Below are 15,411 nucleotides of genomic sequence, written 5' to 3'. Positions count from 1 at the left end.
ACCATTTTTCAGGAGCGCCTGCCCAGATACAGCCCTGACGCAACCAAACCGTACCACTTTCAGGCAAATCAGAGCCATTACAGTTAAATCCGCGCCGTCTTGGACACACTGGATTTTCTAACCAAGCATGCAGAACGGCGACTGAAACATCTTTAGGAAATCAAAGGAACTGACTGGCAGCTTTGAGCGAGGAGCGGGCATGATAGCCTCGGGATAGTTTGGAAACAGTGTTGTCCCATCCCCCGTTTTGGTTGATGCTTTCCTTAACAGGATGCTTTATGTTGGTTACACTCATCCTGCAGGGTATAACCATGATAACAGTAGAGAAATCAGATCCATTTTCTTCAGAATCCCATCGCTTAATCGAAATGCTGTCAGTAGAACTTGCCGCTATTACTGGTGATAATGGCAAAAGCAATTTCACCGTTGAAGCAATGAGTGATGACAAAGCTTTATGGGCATTAGCAAAGAATTCTCATGGCAAAGCTATAGGATGCGGTGCTATACGGCCATTAACGCAAAATATCGCCGAGCTTAAAAGAATGTTTTCAGACCGAAGTGTGTCAGGGATTGGCGGTGCCTTACTTACTTTTCTTGAAAAATCTGCAAAAGAGATGGGATATAGAGAACTTAGGCTGGGGACCCGACACATGAACTATCGGGCTGTAAATTTCTACGAGAAAAATGGTTATATCCGTATTGAGAATTACGGCCCATACATAGGCAGGACAGAAGCTGTCTGTTTCTCAAAACCATTGCGCTGATTGTATCTAGCGGATCTGACGTCCGCTTTTGGCACTAAGCGGACTAGCTGATCAGCTCGAAGGTCCGTTGTGAGCGAGGAGCGGAAGTTCGCCATTGTTCTCACAACTGGTTAAGGCATTACTAACATCACGATGTATCAATTAACGGGTTAAGGTCATTCCGCCATCGCCCGCCATCGCCGTTGCTGCCTGATCCAGCATTGCCCCCGTTTCCACCATCGGAAATCAGTAAAGAGGAATGGGAGAAAAGGATCGGATGGCCAGAAGACGCATAACTGAAGTGTGTGAATGCGGCCAAGACAAAAGGAGACCATTTAAGTAAGACAAAGCATCGTTTATAAAGGTTTTGGCTGATCATTGTTGCCTCCGTCACCACCAGCGCCTCCAGGGGCATTATCTGATGATCCACCCTCCTCACCGTGACCACCGTGACCACCGTTGGCACTATCGCCCGAATTTTTATGATGTTTGGGGTGCTGTAGCATGCAACTTATTTACATATTTACAAAGTAATACGTATTACACTTTTTTAAGAAAAAAATACCCAGCGTTAACTGGGAATGTATTTAATGGTCGATCAAATTAACGTCATAAAATTGTATTATCTCGAACAACCTTATCCTGACAGAAGCCCCACACACTTCAGCGCCCTTAACCCCGACCTTATAACGCTTTGTGCCTCACTAATAAATCATCCCGGAGTTGATATCATTCTGACGCCAGTCCAGGGCTAAGAGATCGGTTTAGCTTACGACTAAGCCTTTCGTAAGCATTTCAAAACCGCCCTTTACCGAACATAATCCCCAACCACAATTACCTTTCAGTCTATCCTCCTCAACCCATCGGTGGCAGCACTCGTAAGCATCAGCACCGATTTTACACTGGTTTGAATCCGGTCAATGATGGCAGCCCGGGGTCCCGTTCGCCATGCATCACTACTGTAGAATTCTTCCTGTGAAGATTTTAAATGCTCAGGATCACTGTAGGCGCGGATCAGGTAATAGGAATCCTCATCGTGCAGGGAATTTCCAAAAGAAACGACATCCATTCCCGCATCACGATGGAGAGGCACACTCTGTTCTGACATGATTCTATGAAAATCATGTCCTGTTCCCGGCTTCAGGGTGTACTGCAAAAGCTCAACTGTTTTCATCATCCCTATCCTTTTATCTAAGACCCACGCCCACTACCCCAACAGCGCCTGCGCACAAACCTCATCCGTGACCAGCCCGTTGATCCAGCGGCCATTGAGCGCGGCACGGATGGCAACGTGTTTGCCGGATCCCCCTGCCAGCGCGATCACCGGCTGGTCATCGTGCGGCTTCGGCCCGACGCTGGTGAGGCGGGCATTGAGATCGCTGCTGATGCGGTTTCCATCCGGATCCATGAAATGCCCGAGCACTTCGGCCACGGCGCCTTTCTCCATCAGCAGCGCCACGTCGTCGCCGCTGATAAAGCCGTCCTTATGCAGCGGACAGCCCGGTTCAATGGTGCCAACGCCAATAAATGTCACGTCTGCCTGGCTGGCTTTTTCGCTGACCGTACGGTAAATGCGGTGGCTGCACCACATCGCGCGGTCTTCCTCGCCGTCGGCGAACAGCGGCGCGGGAAGAATGAAGTAGCGACCCTGCGTTTTTTGCGCCATCAGCAGCGGCACGTCGTATCGGGTACAGGAACCGTCGGAGGCAATCGCACCGATCAACGAGACGCTGCTGTGCTGCGGCCGTTCGATATCCGCCAGCTCGTCGATGGCCGCTTTCAGGCTGCGCCCGGATCCCACGCCGATAATCATCGGTTTATCGCTGCGGATAAACTGCGTCATCACTTCCGCGCCAGCCACAGCGATGGCGTGGTGGATCCCGGCACTTTCCATCCCCTGCCCCGGCACTACCTGACAGACGCCTAGCCCGTAACGCTTTTGCAGCTGTGACGCCAGCTCCATGCAGCGCCCGACGGAGTGAGAAATATGCACGCTGACCAGCCCGTTATCCAGCGCGCTGGCGACCAAACGTTGCGCAACCTGACGCGAAACGCCGAGCGCATCGGCGATTTGATTCTGCGTTTGTCCTGCCACGTAATACATCCACGCCGCCCGCGCCGCCAGATCCAGTTTTTTATCATTCTTACTCATGCGCACCGCCCGACCCGAAGATTTCAATGGCCGGATTTTATCGTCTTTCGCCCTGCGCCGTGATCGCTAAATCCCCTGAAAAACAAAATTTGTGAGCTAAAGCCCAACTAAAGAGCAAATGTTCTATTAGGCTTAGCGCAAATGAGCAAAAGCCCACACACAGAGCTTAAGCCCAAATCAAAGCTAAAAACCCTTAACGGAGAATCTGATGAACAAGACTCATAACTCTGCGTCATCCATCTGGCTGCATATTGGCAGCGGCTCGTTCCACCGTGCCCATCAGGCATGGTATCTGCACCGTTTGTTGATTCAGGGCGACGATCGCTGGTCGATTGCGCTGGGCAATATTCGTGAAGACGGCGTACCGGTGCTGAATGCGCTGGCTGCGCAGGAGGGCAAATACGTGCTCGAAACCGTGACGCCACAGGGTGAGCGGGCATATGAAATGATCACGTCGATTCAAAAAATCATTCCGTGGGATAACGAACTGGCAGCGCTGGTTGCACAGGGCGCGGATCCGCAAACCAAAGTGATTTCATTTACCGTGACTGAAGGCGGTTATTACCTCGATAACCAGTTCAATCTGGATCAGCAAAATGCCGACGTTCAGGCCGATATCCACGGCGGATGCCGCACGATTTATGGTGCTATCGCCCACATTCTGGCACGTCGCATTGAACAAAAAGGGGGTGACGTCACGCTGCTTAACTGCGACAACCTGCGTCACAACGGCGAACGATTCCGCAACGGGCTGTTGCAGTTTTTGGCACTGCGCCAGCAGAAAGACGTCATCGCCTGGGTGAAAAACCACACCCGCAGCCCGAATACTATGGTTGACCGCATCACGCCGCGTCCCTCACCGGAAGTGGCGATGCGCGTTGAAGCGGCCACCGGCTTTAAAGACCGTGCACCGGTAATGGGTGAAGCTTTTATTCAGTGGGTGGTGGAAGACGATTTCATCGCTGGCCGCCCGGCGCTGGAGGATGTCGGCGTGGAAATGGTGGGATCCGTACTGCCGTATGAGGAAGCGAAGATCCGCATCCTCAACGCCAGCCACAGCTGCATTGCCTGGGCGGGCACCTTGCTCGGGCAGAGCTTTATCGACGTGAGTACCCGCACGGAGAACATCTGCCGAATGGCCTGGGACTACGTCACCGAAGACGTGATCCCGTCCCTTTCGCCGAGCCCGCTTGATCTGGCGAGTTACCGTGATGTGGTGCTCGAGCGCTTCAGTAATCCGCACATTCAGGATACCAACCAGCGCGTCGCCGCCGACGGTTTCTCGAAAATTCCGGGGTTCATCACGCCGACTTTGCAGGAATGTTATCAGCGCGGTCAGACACCGCGCGCGACCGCCATGCTCCCTGCGCTGTTCTTCGTCTACATGCAGCAATGGCACCTTAGCCGTCTGCCGTATGAGTATCAGGACGGCATTCTGGATGCCGCTGCGGTTCACGCCCTGTTTGACAGCGCCGACCCGCTCGGCCGCTTTGCCACCGACGAAAAACTGTTTGCTTCACTGGCAGCAAAAAGCGAATTCACCGACCTGATGCGCCAGTCCGTTGCACGGGTTAATCAGTGGCTGAGCGACGCGAAACGCGCCTGAGGAAAACGCTATGTATCTCGGACTGGATTTAGGCACATCAGAAATTAAAGCCGTAGTGATTAACGAAGAAGGCACGCTGCTGGCAAGCGTCGGTGAACCGCTGGATGTCTCCCGCCCGCATCCGCACTGGGTAGAACAGAACCCGGAAGACTGGTGGCAGGCGACGCAGCGGGTGATCGCCCGTCTGCGCACCCGGCTGCCCCAGCAGTGGCGGGAGATCCGCGCCATCGGCCTTTCCGGCCAGATGCACGGCGCGGTGTTGCTCAGTCGCGAAGGGCGCATCCTGCGTCCGGCCATTCTGTGGAATGACACCCGCAGCGCGGCGGAATGTACGCAGCTGACGCAAAGCGCGCCGGAGCTGCATCAGGTGGCAGGGAATCTGGCGATGCCCGGATTCACTGCGCCCAAGCTGTTGTGGGTGGCCCGTCACGAGCCGGATATCTTTGAGCAAACGGCGACTGTGCTGCTGCCAAAAGACTATCTGCGCTGGATGATGAGCGGCGAAAAAGTCTCTGATATGTCTGACGCGGCGGGCACGTTGTGGCTGGACGTGGCCAAGCGCGACTGGTCAGATTCCCTGCTCGCTGCCTGCGGACTGACGCGGGACCATATGCCGCGCTTAGCCGAAGGCAGTGAGGTCAGCGCCACTTTGAAAAATGATATCGCCCGCGCCTGGGGTTTGCGCGATGACGTGATGATCGCCGGTGGCGGCGGTGATAACGCAGCCAGCGCGGTAGGCATTGGCGCGGTCGATCCCGGCGATGCGTTCATTTCGCTCGGCACTTCCGGCGTGCTGTTTGCGGTGAACGATCGCTTTCGCCCGAATCCGCAGTCCGCCGTGCATGCGTTTTGCCACGCGCTGCCCGACCGCTGGCATCAGATGAGCGTCATGCTCACCGCCGCCAGTGCGCTGCGCTGGTATTGCAATCTGGTGGGCAGCAACGAAACCACGCTGCTGGCCGAAATCGCGCAGCTAAACCCGGCGCAACAGCGTCAGGCACCGTTGTTTTTGCCCTATCTTTCCGGCGAGCGCACGCCGCATAACGATCCTTACGCCACCGGCGCGTTTCACGCCATGACGCACAGCACCGACCGCGCCGCGCTGGGTTATGCGGTACTTGAAGGTGTGGCCTTCGGCATGGTCGATGGCCGCGACGTGATGCGACAGGCGGGCACGCAGTTGCAACAATGTTCGCTGGTCGGCGGCGGCGCGCGCAGTGACCGCTGGGCGCAACTGATGAGTGATGCACTGGATCTGCCGGTGATCACCCACAGCGGCGGTGAAGCCGGAGGCGCACTCGGCGCAGCCCGCCTGGGCTGGCTGGCCGCAGGCGGGAATTTTTGCGAAGTGTGCAGCAAGCCGCCGGTCGCGCGACAGTTTATGCCCGACGCCGGTGCCCGCGACATGCTGAGCGCGCGCCTGAAAACCTGGCGTGAGCTGTACCAGCAGCAGGTCGCGCTGCGTACTGTCTGAACGTCTGAATTACCCCGTTGATCACCGTTTTTATAACAACACTGAGGGCGCTCAAGCGCCCCTTTTCTGACCCTACCCCACCAGCTGCGAGAACGTTCGCAGAGGAGTCTGACATGCAAAAAACACGTACGCATTGGTTCGGTTTACCGATGAATCTGTTCTGGGGCTATATCGCCATTGCGCTGTTCATGAGCGGCGATGGCTTCGAAATGGCCTTCCTTTCCAAACACATTATCGATATGGGCTTCACCGCCTCCGAATCCGCCGTGGTCTTTACGGTGTACGGATTAGCGGCCGCGCTGGCGGCCTGGAGTTCCGGCGTCGTCGCCGAAATCATCACGCCACAGAAAGCCATGCGCATCGGCTTCATTCTTTGGGTGGTGATGCATGTGCTGTTTATGCTGTTCGGTTTAGGGATGAAAAACTATCCGCTGATGCTGCTGTTTTATGGCATTCGCGGGCTGGCTTATCCGCTGTTTATCTATTCGTTCGTGATGCTGGTGGTGCAAACCGTTCCGAAACAAAACCTCTCCTCAGCGATGGGCTGGTTCTGGGCGATGTACTCCATCGGCATTGGTTGTATCGGCAGCTATCTGCCCAGTTTCACCATTCCTTTTATGGGCGAAACCGGCACGCTGTGGTTTGCGATTGCGTGGGTGCTGGCAGGCGGGCTGATGGCTATCGTCATGCTGCGCAAAGTCGGGAAACCGGGTAGCAAAGCCGGGCTGAGCAAAAAAGAAAAACTGGCCGAACTGAGCCGCGCGGTGACCATTCTGTTTACCAACCGCAATATTTTGCTTTCCTGCCTGATCCGCATTATTAACACGATTTCACTGTTCGGTTTTGCGGTGATCATGCCGATGCTGTTCGTCGGACGCCTCGGTTTCACCATGTCAGAATGGCTGCAAATCTGGGCAGTGTTCTTCTTCGTGACAATTTTCACCAACATCATGTGGGGGATTTTAGGCGAAAAAATTGGCTGGCTGCGTCAGGTTCGCTGGTTCGGCTGCATCGGTTGCGCCATCTCCAGCCTGACGTTCTATTATCTGCCGGTCTACGCCGGGCATAATTTCTGGGTGGCGCTGATCCCGGCCATCATGCTGGGCATTACGGTCGCCGCTTTCGTGCCGATGACTGCCGTGTTTCCGGTGCTGGAGCCGAATCACAAAGGCGCGGCGATTTCGATTTACAACCTGTCTGCCGGCCTGAGTAACTTTGTCGCTCCGGCGATTGCGTCCGTCGTGCTGCCGTTCTTTGATATCGTTGGCGTGGTGTGGGTCTACACCGCACTGTATCTGGTCGCCGCCGTGCTGACGGTCATGGTAAAAGTCGAACAGCCGGGGCATCCGTCTAAGATACGCAGCGAACCGCTGGCGGGCAGCTCCGCCGCACAGGCATAAAAAAACCGGGCAAAAGCCCGGTTTTTCATTTCCAGCATGGGCAGAAATCAGACGCCCTGCTCTGCAATATCCATCGCGAAGTAGGTCAGGATGATGTCTGCACCCGCACGTTTGATAGCGCCAAGGCTTTCACGCACCACGGCGCGTTCATCGATAGCACCGGCCTGTGCGCCGAATTTTATCATCGCGTATTCACCGCTGACCTGATACGCCGCCAGTGGCAGACGTGAGGCTTCGCGGATATCGCGGATAATATCGAGATAAGCGCCCGCCGGTTTGACCATCAGCGCATCAGCCCCTTCCTGCTCATCGAGCAAAGATTCGCGCACCGCTTCGCGGCGGTTCATCGGGTTCATCTGATACTGCTTGCGGTTGCCTTTCAGCACACTGCCGCCCGCTTCACGGAAGGGTCCGTAGAGGGAGGATGCGAATTTAGTCGAGTACGCCATGATCGAGGTGTCGATGAAACCGGCTTCGTCCAGCGCGCTGCGGATGGCCTGTACCTGACCGTCCTGTGCGGCGGACGGGGCGATGAAATCAGCACCAGCGGCAGCGGCAACGACAGCCTGCCTGCCGAGGTTTTTCAGCGTGGCGTCATTGTCTACGCCGTGATCGTGCAATACGCCGCAGTGACCGTGCGAGGTATATTCACAGAAGCAGGTGTCGGACATCACGATCATTTCCGGCACGGTGTCTTTACAAATGCGCGCCATGCGGGCGACCAGACCGTTTTCGTTCCAGGTGTCGCTGCCGGTGGCATCCATGTGATGCGAAATACCAAAGGTCATGACCGAGCGGATACCGGCGCGGGCATAGCGTTCGATTTCAAACGCCAGACGGGATTCGGGAATCCGAAGCACACCGGGCATGGCTTCGATAGGCACGTATTCAGAGGTTTCTTCTTCTACGAAAATCGGCAGTACCAGATCATTCACGCTGAATTCAGTTTCCTGAAAAAGGCTGCGCATGGATTCGGACTGTCTCAGGCGGCGAAGGCGTGAGCTCGGGAACTGATTCGACATGAAAACTCCTAGAAATTAATCTGTTGCGCTGAAATTTTTTAGAAACAGAAGCGCAGACAGTTCAGACGGCAGGAGGCAAAGCAGCGCCGTCAGACGATGAAGCCCGTATTTTATAATAACTTTTAAACAAATGATGAACTTTCCGTGAGGAGATGTAACGAAGACCACATTTTAAAAGGCGATCCCGAATTGGGATCGCCTGAGGAAAGGTTTATCCAAGTTTGATCTCGCGATCCGCCGAAGCAATGGTCGATGGCCGGTGGGCGATAAAAATGCGCGTGATGTCCAGTTCGCTGATGGCCTGATTAATCCGCGCTTCATTGTCCAGATCCAGATGGCTGGTGGCTTCGTCGAGGAACAGGATCGCCGGGCGTCGGTAGAGTGCGCGGGCGATCAGCACCCGCTGTTTCTGGCCGCCGGAGAGGCTGCCGCCCAGTTCGCTTATCAGCGTTTCATAGCCCATCGGCATCCGTTCAATATCCTCATGAATGTTGCAGCGACGGGCGCAGTCAACGATGCGCTCTTCATCCTTTTGCTCGTCAAAGCTGGCGATGTTTTCGGCAATTGACCCGGCGAACAACGTATCATCCTGTAACACACAGGCAATACAGCTGCGATAGTTGTTCAGCCCGGCGGTGGTGATATCCATGCCGTTAATCAGGATCCGGCCTTCGGTGGGTGAGAGCAAACCCGTCATAATTTTCATCAACGTGGTTTTGCCCTGCCCCGACGGCCCGGTGATCGCCACACTTTCTCCCGCGGCCACCGACAGGTTCAGGCCGTTAATCAGCGGTGCCGTCAGGCTGTCGTACTGAAACACCAAATCGCGCACGTCCAGCGACGCCGCTTCGCCCGCCCGCAGCAGTTCGCGTTCCGGTAATGATTTCTCGGTAGCGGTCAGTGCGATATCGGCGATACGGTCGCGGTGCAATGACAGCATTTTCAGCTGCAACATCATATTTAGCAGGTTGGCCGCACGTTCCGAGAACTGCCCGCGATAGGTGTTGAACGCCACGAACATCCCGAGCGTCATATGCCCGTCGATCACCTGCGTGGCCCCCAGCCACAGCAACGCGACCTGATCGAGCGTGGCGATCAGCGTATTCCCGCCGGTAAACATCATTTCAAATTTGGTTTTACGCACCGTCGCATTGGCGTTATCAATGTTCAGATTGAGCCAAAAGTTGGCGCGCGCTTTGGATAATCCGAGTGCTTTCAGCGTACTGATGCCGTACAGCGTTTCCATAAAGTGCGAACCGGCCCGCGCACCTTTGACGATTTGCTCTTCCGAAACCTGGCGATAGGCGTTATAGGTCGTCAGACGGAAAATCACGTACACCGCCGTGAAGCCTAAAATGACCCAAATCAGCCAGCCACCGTAGAGCACCATCATCACGATCAGTCCCACCGACATAATGCCGTCGATAATGCTGTTGACCACGTTGGTCGTCAGCGTGGTGCGCAGCGTATCGAGCGACGTGAAACGAGACTGGATATCGCCGAGTTTACGTTTTTCGAAGTAATCGAGCGGCAGTTTAAGCAGATGGTCGAACAGCCGCGCTTTCCACTGCACGTCGATAAGCGTGCTCATCACCAGCGACGTCCAGGCGCGCAGCATACTGACGCCGGTGCGGAAAATGATGAAGAACAGCAGTCCGAGACAAATGAGCGTCAGTAAATCCGGGTCTTTCGCCGGGATCACGTGGTCCATCACCAGCTGCATCCCGACCGGCAGCAACAGATTGACGGACTCAATCATCAGCGACAGGCAGAAAATTTTGGCCAGCGCCGGAATCAGGCCGCTGACGTTGCCCATCATTTTGCGCAGATCAAGCCTGACGCGCGGCTTCTCAGAAGTGAAACCGCTGTCCGGCCACAGCTCTAACGCTACGCCGGTAAAATGCTCGGACACTTCGCGCAGGCCAAGGGAACGGCGGCCAAACGCCGGATCGTGAATTATCACTTTGCCCTGCTTCACACCAACCAGTACCACGAAATGGTTGAGATCCCAGTGCAAAATACAGGGCGTTTTCAGCGCATTCAGTTCATCGATATCCAGCTTCAGCGCGCGGGATTTCAGCTCATTGGCGGCGGCGATGTCCATCAACGTACGCAGCGTCGCGCCGCGCGAGGAAATGCCATAGCGCTGACGCAACGTTTGTAAATCCACATATTTGCCATGGTAGCCACACACCATGGCCAGACAGGCCAGCCCGCACTCGGCGGCTTCGGTCTGGATGATTTGCGGCACGCGGTGCCGCCAGCTGAAATGCAGGCGGTCAGCCAGTTCGCGAACGTTATCGAGATTCATTGATTGGCCCCACCACGCTTTTCTTCATGCTGTAATACGGAGAAAGCATCCACTGATACAGCGGTCTTTTCTCCAGAAAGAGGGTCGATTGTGCTTTCATCCCGCTGGATAAATTCAGTGTTTCGCCGTGCCAGTTCATGGCTTTTTTATCCAGCGACACAATCACTTTGTAATAGGGTCCGCTGACCGTGCCATTGGCCGTTCTCGGCGCGCTGGCGTAGGAATTCAGCTCCTGTTCGGAGACCGGCGCAGAAGAGATCGATTCCACCTTGCCGGGGAACTGGCCATACTTTTCAAACGGATAGGCTTCGTAACGAATGTTGATATGTTCACCGGCTTTAACATAAGGCACGCTTTCGTTGGGCAGCCACGCCACGAGGAAAAACGGGGAATTTTTTGCCGGCACCAGCTGGGCGAGGCTGTCACCGGCATTGACCATCTGCCCCGGCGTGACGCTCAGCGAGGAAATTTTGCCGGAGGTCGGCGCTGTTATCAGCAGCGATCCTTTGGCATCGGCCTGCGCCAGCTGCCGTTCGAGATCGTTGCGCTGATAGCCGTACTGCGAGATTTGATTGTCAAATTCGGCGGCGCGGGTCACCAGTTCGCTGCGCAGATTGGTTATCTGTAACGCTTCCTGAATCGCCTGCGTATTCAGGCTCTGGAACGAGGTTTGTTGCTGATAAAACAGGTAACGCTGGTTGTTCAGCTGATCGGTATTGATCAGGCCTTTCTTCTGATACGCGCCATAGTTCTGCATGCTTTTCTTCATCGCGTTCAGGCCTTCCTGCGCGGAATCCACCATGCTTTGCGAGACTTCGTGCGCTTTCTGATACTGATCCAACTGCTGTTGCAGATTCTCCAGCGTTTCCTGCTTGTTGTGCTGAAGCTGCACGATGATGGCATCAATCTGCTCACGTTGCTTTTTGATTGCCGCAAGCGTGGTGGTGCTGACATTCCCCGCCTGCGTCACCCGGCTGACATCAATCTCATACAATGGCTGGCCTTTTTTTACCGGTTTGCCGGTATCGACGTAAAGCTCTGTCACCACACCCTGTTCCGGGCTGAAAAGGTTAATGCTGTGCGGCTGCGTGATGATTTCACCGCTGACGTTAATGCGCCGCGTGTAGTTGGCGAAGATGAGGAAAATCAGGAGTGCGAAGATAAAAATGGCGGTCAGCGTGGTGACGATCCATAAAGGCCAACCGGCGAGTAAAAGTGCTTTCCCCGCCCAATGGCTTTGCTGATGTTCATTCACCTCTTTACGAAAGAGCATATTTTAGCCCCCGGATGAACACCGTTTTTATGAACATAATGCAGATCTCTGAAAATAGGATCTGTGAAAGATAGCAGTCAATATTTTGGCTGCCACCGCGAATACTCTGAAACAAGCAAAGAAGATATTTGCGGCTGAAGATAATCGCGCAGAGAAATTAAAAACCCGTTATTCCAGATCACGCTGAGATATATTTTGGCGCTGAATTTTTACTCGTATTTTTATTAAAACCTTAACACCACAAGATTAAATTCACATAAAAACAAATGATTATAATTAAAATCCCACATAGGAGATTATTCCTAGTCAAATTCTTCTCATGGTGCTCTAGGCTTAATCCCTGTGAAGACATTGCGTAAAAATTATCTCCATAGCATTACTCAATGTTTTCATCTCCCCGCAATTTTGGGGACTGGCTTTAACAGATAAGAGGATGACCTAAGATGAAACAATTAACAGAACGTGATATCGAAATGGTTAATGGTGCGGGTTGGTCGGAAGATGTGAATAAAGTGGCTGACCGCCTGTCAAACTTTGGTCAGGACGCGGTAAGTGACACCGGTAATGCGGTGAACAAGGCGTATTCACAAATTTCCGACGGTCTTGCTAAAGCACAGAACTATCTGACCACCTAGTTTTTGCTTCACAGGTGAATCAGAGTAATACAGGCCCCCGCTTCGGCGGGGGCTTTTTTATGGTGATTTATCAGCGATGGCATATCAGACGCCTGATTTCGTCTTATCGTTCCTGACCATGCTGTTTTTCAGTTTGCCCACCAGCTCTTTGCGGAAATCCCCGAGCTTCGGTTTATCTCCTTCCAGCCACGGCAACGGACGGCAGAGTTCCATGGTTTTAATGCCCAGACGGGCGGTAAGCAAACCGGCACCGATGCCCTGGGCAGCGCGGGCGGAAAGACGCGCAGCGAGATCCTGTGACATCCAGTCCATCCCCACTTCACGCACCAGTTCGGACGCTCCGGCGAACGCCATATTCAGCAGCACTAAACGAAATAGCCGGATACGGCTGAAGTAGCCAAGTTCGATGCCGTAAAGCACCGCGATACGATTGACCAGACGCAGGTTACGCCAGGCGATAAACGCCATATCCACCAGCGCCAGCGGGCTGACGGCGATCATCAGCGCGGATTCTGCTGCGGAATGGCTGATTTCACGTCGCGCCTGCGCATCCAGCACTGGCTGTACTAAACGGGCATAAAGCTCAACCACTTCACGGTCGTTCTGCGTTTCATGTAAGGACGCCTGCCAGCGTTGCAACGCCGGATGGCTGTTATCCAGTCCGGCCTGTATCGCCAGTTTTTCGCAAAATGCGCGCCCCTGCCCTAATCCGTGGCTGTGCATCAGATCCCTGGCCATATCACGCTCGTCGGCGCGCTGGCGCAGACGGTACAGACGCCGCCATTCGGTGGCAATGGAACCGACACCGGCGAATACGATAAGACCGCCCGCCGTGCAGGCACCGAGCGCCACCCAGTCCTGCTGGACCCACGCCTGATGCACCCATTGCACGCCCTGCGCCACGACGCTGATACCCAGCACCGCCACGCCCAGACGCACCATTTTGCTCCACAGGCTGCGGCGCGGTTTCAGCGCGCGGCTGAGCACCGCTTCTGCTTCGCCCTCTTCCTGCTGTTCGTCAGTCTCAGCGGAAACGGGAATAAAGCGCCCGGACATCATTTCGTCAAACGCCTGCGCAGGGCGAAGAACCGGTTCAACCGGCGCTTTTAATTCCGTTTCAAAATCGATACGCGGTTTTAAAGGTTCGCTCATCGCATTTTATCTCCCAGTAAAAACTCCATCACCGCGTCCAGACGGATGTGCGGCAACGGCTGATCCACGCTCATCTCGCGCGGACGAAACTCATCAAAATGGAACCCCTGTTGCTGCCAGAACGCATGGCCCGGCAGGCGCGCCGGGACTTCGCCGGGAAAGACCGTCAGCGGCGCGCCATCGGCCAGGCGGTGGCCTTTCAGCGCGGGCAGACTTTGCCCCTGATATTCCACCAGCCCGGTTTCGGTCGCCTGCACCGAGGCCAGCCCGGCGCAGTCCATGCTGATGCCTTCGAACGCGGCGTTCTGCCACGCTTCCTGCACCAGTTGCTGTAACAGCGACACCAGATTGGCGTGCTGATCGCCGGTAATGTGGTCAGCTTTGGTGGCGGCAAACATCAGTTTATCGATGCACGGATTGAACAGGCGGCGGAACAGCGTGCGCTTGCCGTAGTGAAAACTCTGCATCAGCTGGGTCAGCGCCAGACGCATATCGTTAAACGCCTGCGGCCCGCTGTTGAGCGGCTGAAGACAGTCCACCAGTACAATCTGCCGGTCAAAACGAACGAAATGCTCTTTGTAGAAACCTTTCACAATGGTCTGGCAGTAATAGTCAAAACGGGCGCGCAGCATACCGAGATTACTGTTTTTATCCGCCTGCGCCAGCTGGGCATCGGTGTACTGGTGCATCTCGGGCCACGGGAAGAATTGCAACGCCGGGGCACCGGCCAGATCGCCCGGCAGAACAAAACGACCGGGCTGGATAAAGTGCAGCCCTTCGGTCTTACAGCGCACCAGATAGTCGGTGTACGCCTGAGAAATTGCGCCCAGCAGATTTTCATCGGCCGGTGCCAGCGGATCGCATTGCTGGCACAGCGACAGCCACGGCTTCGCCCATTCGGCCCGGTCGCCTTGTAACAGCCCCGCCATCTGGCGTGACCAGTCGAGATAGTTTTGCTCCAGCATGGGTAAATCCAGCAGCCATTCGCCGGGATAATCGACAATTTCCAGATATAACGTGGAAGTATCTTTGAAGTGGCGAAGCAGAGAATCGTTGGAGCGATAGCGCAGTGCGAGACGGATCTCGCTGACGCCGCGAGTGGGCGTCGGCCACGCAGGTGGCGTGCCGAACAGCGACGCCAGACCTTCATCATAGGTAAATCGCGAAACGCCCAGATCGCGCTGTGGCACGCGCTTTACGCCGAGCAGACGCTCCTCGCGGGCAGCAGAAAACAGCGGCAGACGTGCGCCGCTGTGCATATGTAAAAGCTGGTTAACGAAGGCGGTGATAAAAGCGGTCTTTCCGCTGCGGCTTAAACCGGTGACGGCCAGCCGCAGGTGCCTGTCCATGCCACGATTGATCAGTGAATTAAACTCGTTTTGTAGTCTTTTCATTGCTCTCCCTGGCGTAGCGCCCAAACAGCGCGATCAAAATTCGTTTGAATAACGGTTCTAATAATAGTGCTAAAACGTAACGAACGGGTCCTTTTGCTACCACGCCCAGCACGCGGGCTGCCAGCCCGGCAGGGCCAAACGTCAACGCCAGTGTCACAATCACGCTGAAGATTTTCGACAGCAGGCTGCTTTTACCCGGCAGCGAGGAATTCAGATAACGGGTCATAAAGATTCCTTAAGCGGGGACGT

13 protein-coding genes are annotated in these 15,411 nt (G+C 55.0%); 5 read left to right on the top strand and 8 right to left on the bottom strand.

Annotation, left to right across the window (positions count from 1 at the left end; translation table 11 throughout):
- The first annotated feature begins 278 nt into the window (after positions 1 to 278).
- Positions 279 to 764, top strand: a complete 486-nt coding sequence (locus TU92_RS17835; RefSeq protein WP_112168526.1) for a GNAT family N-acetyltransferase — start codon at positions 279 to 281, stop codon at positions 762 to 764.
- Positions 765 to 1,584: 820 nt separating this feature from the next.
- On the opposite strand, the gene TU92_RS17830 is transcribed toward TU92_RS17835, so the two are convergent.
- Together TU92_RS17830 and TU92_RS17825 are read right to left on the bottom strand one after the other, a co-directional pair.
- The gene (locus TU92_RS17830; protein ID WP_112168525.1) at positions 1,585 to 1,917 is read right to left on the bottom strand and encodes an NIPSNAP family protein; all 333 of its coding nucleotides are present in this window, start codon (positions 1,915 to 1,917) and stop codon (positions 1,585 to 1,587) included.
- Between the two features lie 33 nt (positions 1,918 to 1,950).
- On the bottom strand, positions 1,951 to 2,895 hold the full coding sequence (locus tag TU92_RS17825) for a sugar-binding transcriptional regulator (RefSeq protein WP_112168524.1): 945 nt from the start codon (positions 2,893 to 2,895) through the stop codon (positions 1,951 to 1,953).
- 208 nt (positions 2,896 to 3,103) lie between these two features.
- Here TU92_RS17825 and dalD point away from each other — a divergent pair, with 208 nt between their 5' ends.
- The 3 genes from dalD to TU92_RS17810 all read left to right on the top strand — a co-directional run bounded on the left by dalD (position 3,104) and on the right by TU92_RS17810 (position 7,375).
- On the top strand, positions 3,104 to 4,501 hold the full coding sequence (gene dalD / locus TU92_RS17820; RefSeq protein ID WP_112168523.1) for a D-arabinitol 4-dehydrogenase: 1,398 nt from the start codon (positions 3,104 to 3,106) through the stop codon (positions 4,499 to 4,501).
- A gap of 10 nt (positions 4,502 to 4,511) precedes the next feature.
- Positions 4,512 to 5,975 (top strand): xylulokinase, encoded by a 1,464-nt coding sequence (gene xylB / locus TU92_RS17815; protein ID WP_112168522.1) that lies wholly within the window; start codon positions 4,512 to 4,514, stop codon positions 5,973 to 5,975.
- Between the two features lie 113 nt (positions 5,976 to 6,088).
- Positions 6,089 to 7,375 carry an MFS transporter gene (locus TU92_RS17810; protein ID WP_112168521.1) on the top strand — a complete coding sequence of 429 codons (1,287 nt, stop codon included), beginning with the start codon at positions 6,089 to 6,091 and terminating at the stop codon, positions 7,373 to 7,375.
- Between the two features lie 47 nt (positions 7,376 to 7,422).
- On the opposite strand, the gene hemB is transcribed toward TU92_RS17810, so the two are convergent.
- The 3 genes from hemB to TU92_RS17795 all read right to left on the bottom strand — a co-directional run bounded on the left by hemB (position 7,423) and on the right by TU92_RS17795 (position 11,981).
- Positions 7,423 to 8,397 carry a porphobilinogen synthase gene (gene hemB, locus TU92_RS17805; RefSeq protein WP_112168520.1) on the bottom strand — a complete coding sequence of 325 codons (975 nt, stop codon included), beginning with the start codon at positions 8,395 to 8,397 and terminating at the stop codon, positions 7,423 to 7,425.
- 211 nt (positions 8,398 to 8,608) lie between these two features.
- Entirely contained in the window at positions 8,609 to 10,708 is a 2,100-nt protein-coding gene (locus tag TU92_RS17800) for a peptidase domain-containing ABC transporter (protein ID WP_112168519.1), read from the bottom strand.
- Entirely contained in the window at positions 10,695 to 11,981 is a 1,287-nt protein-coding gene (locus tag TU92_RS17795; RefSeq protein ID WP_112168518.1) for an HlyD family secretion protein, read from the bottom strand. Before TU92_RS17795 ends, TU92_RS17800 begins: the two co-directional genes overlap by 14 nt.
- A gap of 443 nt (positions 11,982 to 12,424) precedes the next feature.
- On the opposite strand from TU92_RS17795, the gene TU92_RS17790 reads away from it, so the two are divergent.
- Positions 12,425 to 12,616 carry a hypothetical protein gene (locus TU92_RS17790; protein WP_056781007.1) on the top strand — a complete coding sequence of 64 codons (192 nt, stop codon included), beginning with the start codon at positions 12,425 to 12,427 and terminating at the stop codon, positions 12,614 to 12,616.
- Positions 12,617 to 12,700: 84 nt separating this feature from the next.
- Here TU92_RS17790 and TU92_RS17785 read toward each other — a convergent pair whose 3' ends face one another.
- Genes TU92_RS17785 through TU92_RS17775 form a run of 3 tightly spaced genes read right to left on the bottom strand, consistent with a single transcriptional unit; the run spans position 12,701 to position 15,388 of the window.
- The gene (locus TU92_RS17785) at positions 12,701 to 13,768 is read right to left on the bottom strand and encodes a YcjF family protein (protein WP_112168517.1); all 1,068 of its coding nucleotides are present in this window, start codon (positions 13,766 to 13,768) and stop codon (positions 12,701 to 12,703) included.
- A complete protein-coding gene (locus TU92_RS17780) occupies positions 13,765 to 15,162 on the bottom strand; it encodes a YcjX family GTP-binding protein (RefSeq protein ID WP_112168516.1) in 1,398 nt (465 codons plus the stop codon). Before TU92_RS17780 ends, TU92_RS17785 begins: the two co-directional genes overlap by 4 nt.
- Positions 15,137 to 15,388: a phage shock protein PspD gene (locus TU92_RS17775; RefSeq protein WP_112168515.1), complete on the bottom strand. Its 252-nt coding sequence runs from the start codon at positions 15,386 to 15,388 to the stop codon at positions 15,137 to 15,139. The genes TU92_RS17780 and TU92_RS17775 overlap by 26 nt, the downstream gene beginning before the upstream one ends.
- Positions 15,389 to 15,411 lie beyond the last annotated feature (23 nt).

Origin of the sequence: Rahnella inusitata (genome assembly GCF_003263515.1) — a bacterium.
In the GTDB taxonomy this organism is placed as follows: Bacteria; Pseudomonadota; Gammaproteobacteria; order Enterobacterales; family Enterobacteriaceae; genus Rahnella; species Rahnella inusitata.
Note: the sequence above shows the minus strand (reverse complement) of the source record. Positions and strands in the feature narration are given on the sequence as shown.

Coding starts and splice junctions, on each gene's coding strand:
- TU92_RS17835 (WP_112168526.1), top strand. CDS start 279: ATGTTGGTTACACTCATCCTGCAGGGTATAACCATGATAACAGTAGAG.
- TU92_RS17830 (WP_112168525.1), bottom strand. CDS start 1,917: ATGAAAACAGTTGAGCTTTTGCAGTACACCCTGAAGCCGGGAACAGGA.
- TU92_RS17825 (WP_112168524.1), bottom strand. CDS start 2,895: ATGAGTAAGAATGATAAAAAACTGGATCTGGCGGCGCGGGCGGCGTGG.
- dalD (WP_112168523.1), top strand. CDS start 3,104: ATGAACAAGACTCATAACTCTGCGTCATCCATCTGGCTGCATATTGGC.
- xylB (WP_112168522.1), top strand. CDS start 4,512: ATGTATCTCGGACTGGATTTAGGCACATCAGAAATTAAAGCCGTAGTG.
- TU92_RS17810 (WP_112168521.1), top strand. CDS start 6,089: ATGCAAAAAACACGTACGCATTGGTTCGGTTTACCGATGAATCTGTTC.
- hemB (WP_112168520.1), bottom strand. CDS start 8,397: ATGTCGAATCAGTTCCCGAGCTCACGCCTTCGCCGCCTGAGACAGTCC.
- TU92_RS17800 (WP_112168519.1), bottom strand. CDS start 10,708: ATGAATCTCGATAACGTTCGCGAACTGGCTGACCGCCTGCATTTCAGC.
- TU92_RS17795 (WP_112168518.1), bottom strand. CDS start 11,981: ATGCTCTTTCGTAAAGAGGTGAATGAACATCAGCAAAGCCATTGGGCG.
- TU92_RS17790 (WP_056781007.1), top strand. CDS start 12,425: ATGAAACAATTAACAGAACGTGATATCGAAATGGTTAATGGTGCGGGT.
- TU92_RS17785 (WP_112168517.1), bottom strand. CDS start 13,768: ATGAGCGAACCTTTAAAACCGCGTATCGATTTTGAAACGGAATTAAAA.
- TU92_RS17780 (WP_112168516.1), bottom strand. CDS start 15,162: ATGAAAAGACTACAAAACGAGTTTAATTCACTGATCAATCGTGGCATG.
- TU92_RS17775 (WP_112168515.1), bottom strand. CDS start 15,388: ATGACCCGTTATCTGAATTCCTCGCTGCCGGGTAAAAGCAGCCTGCTG.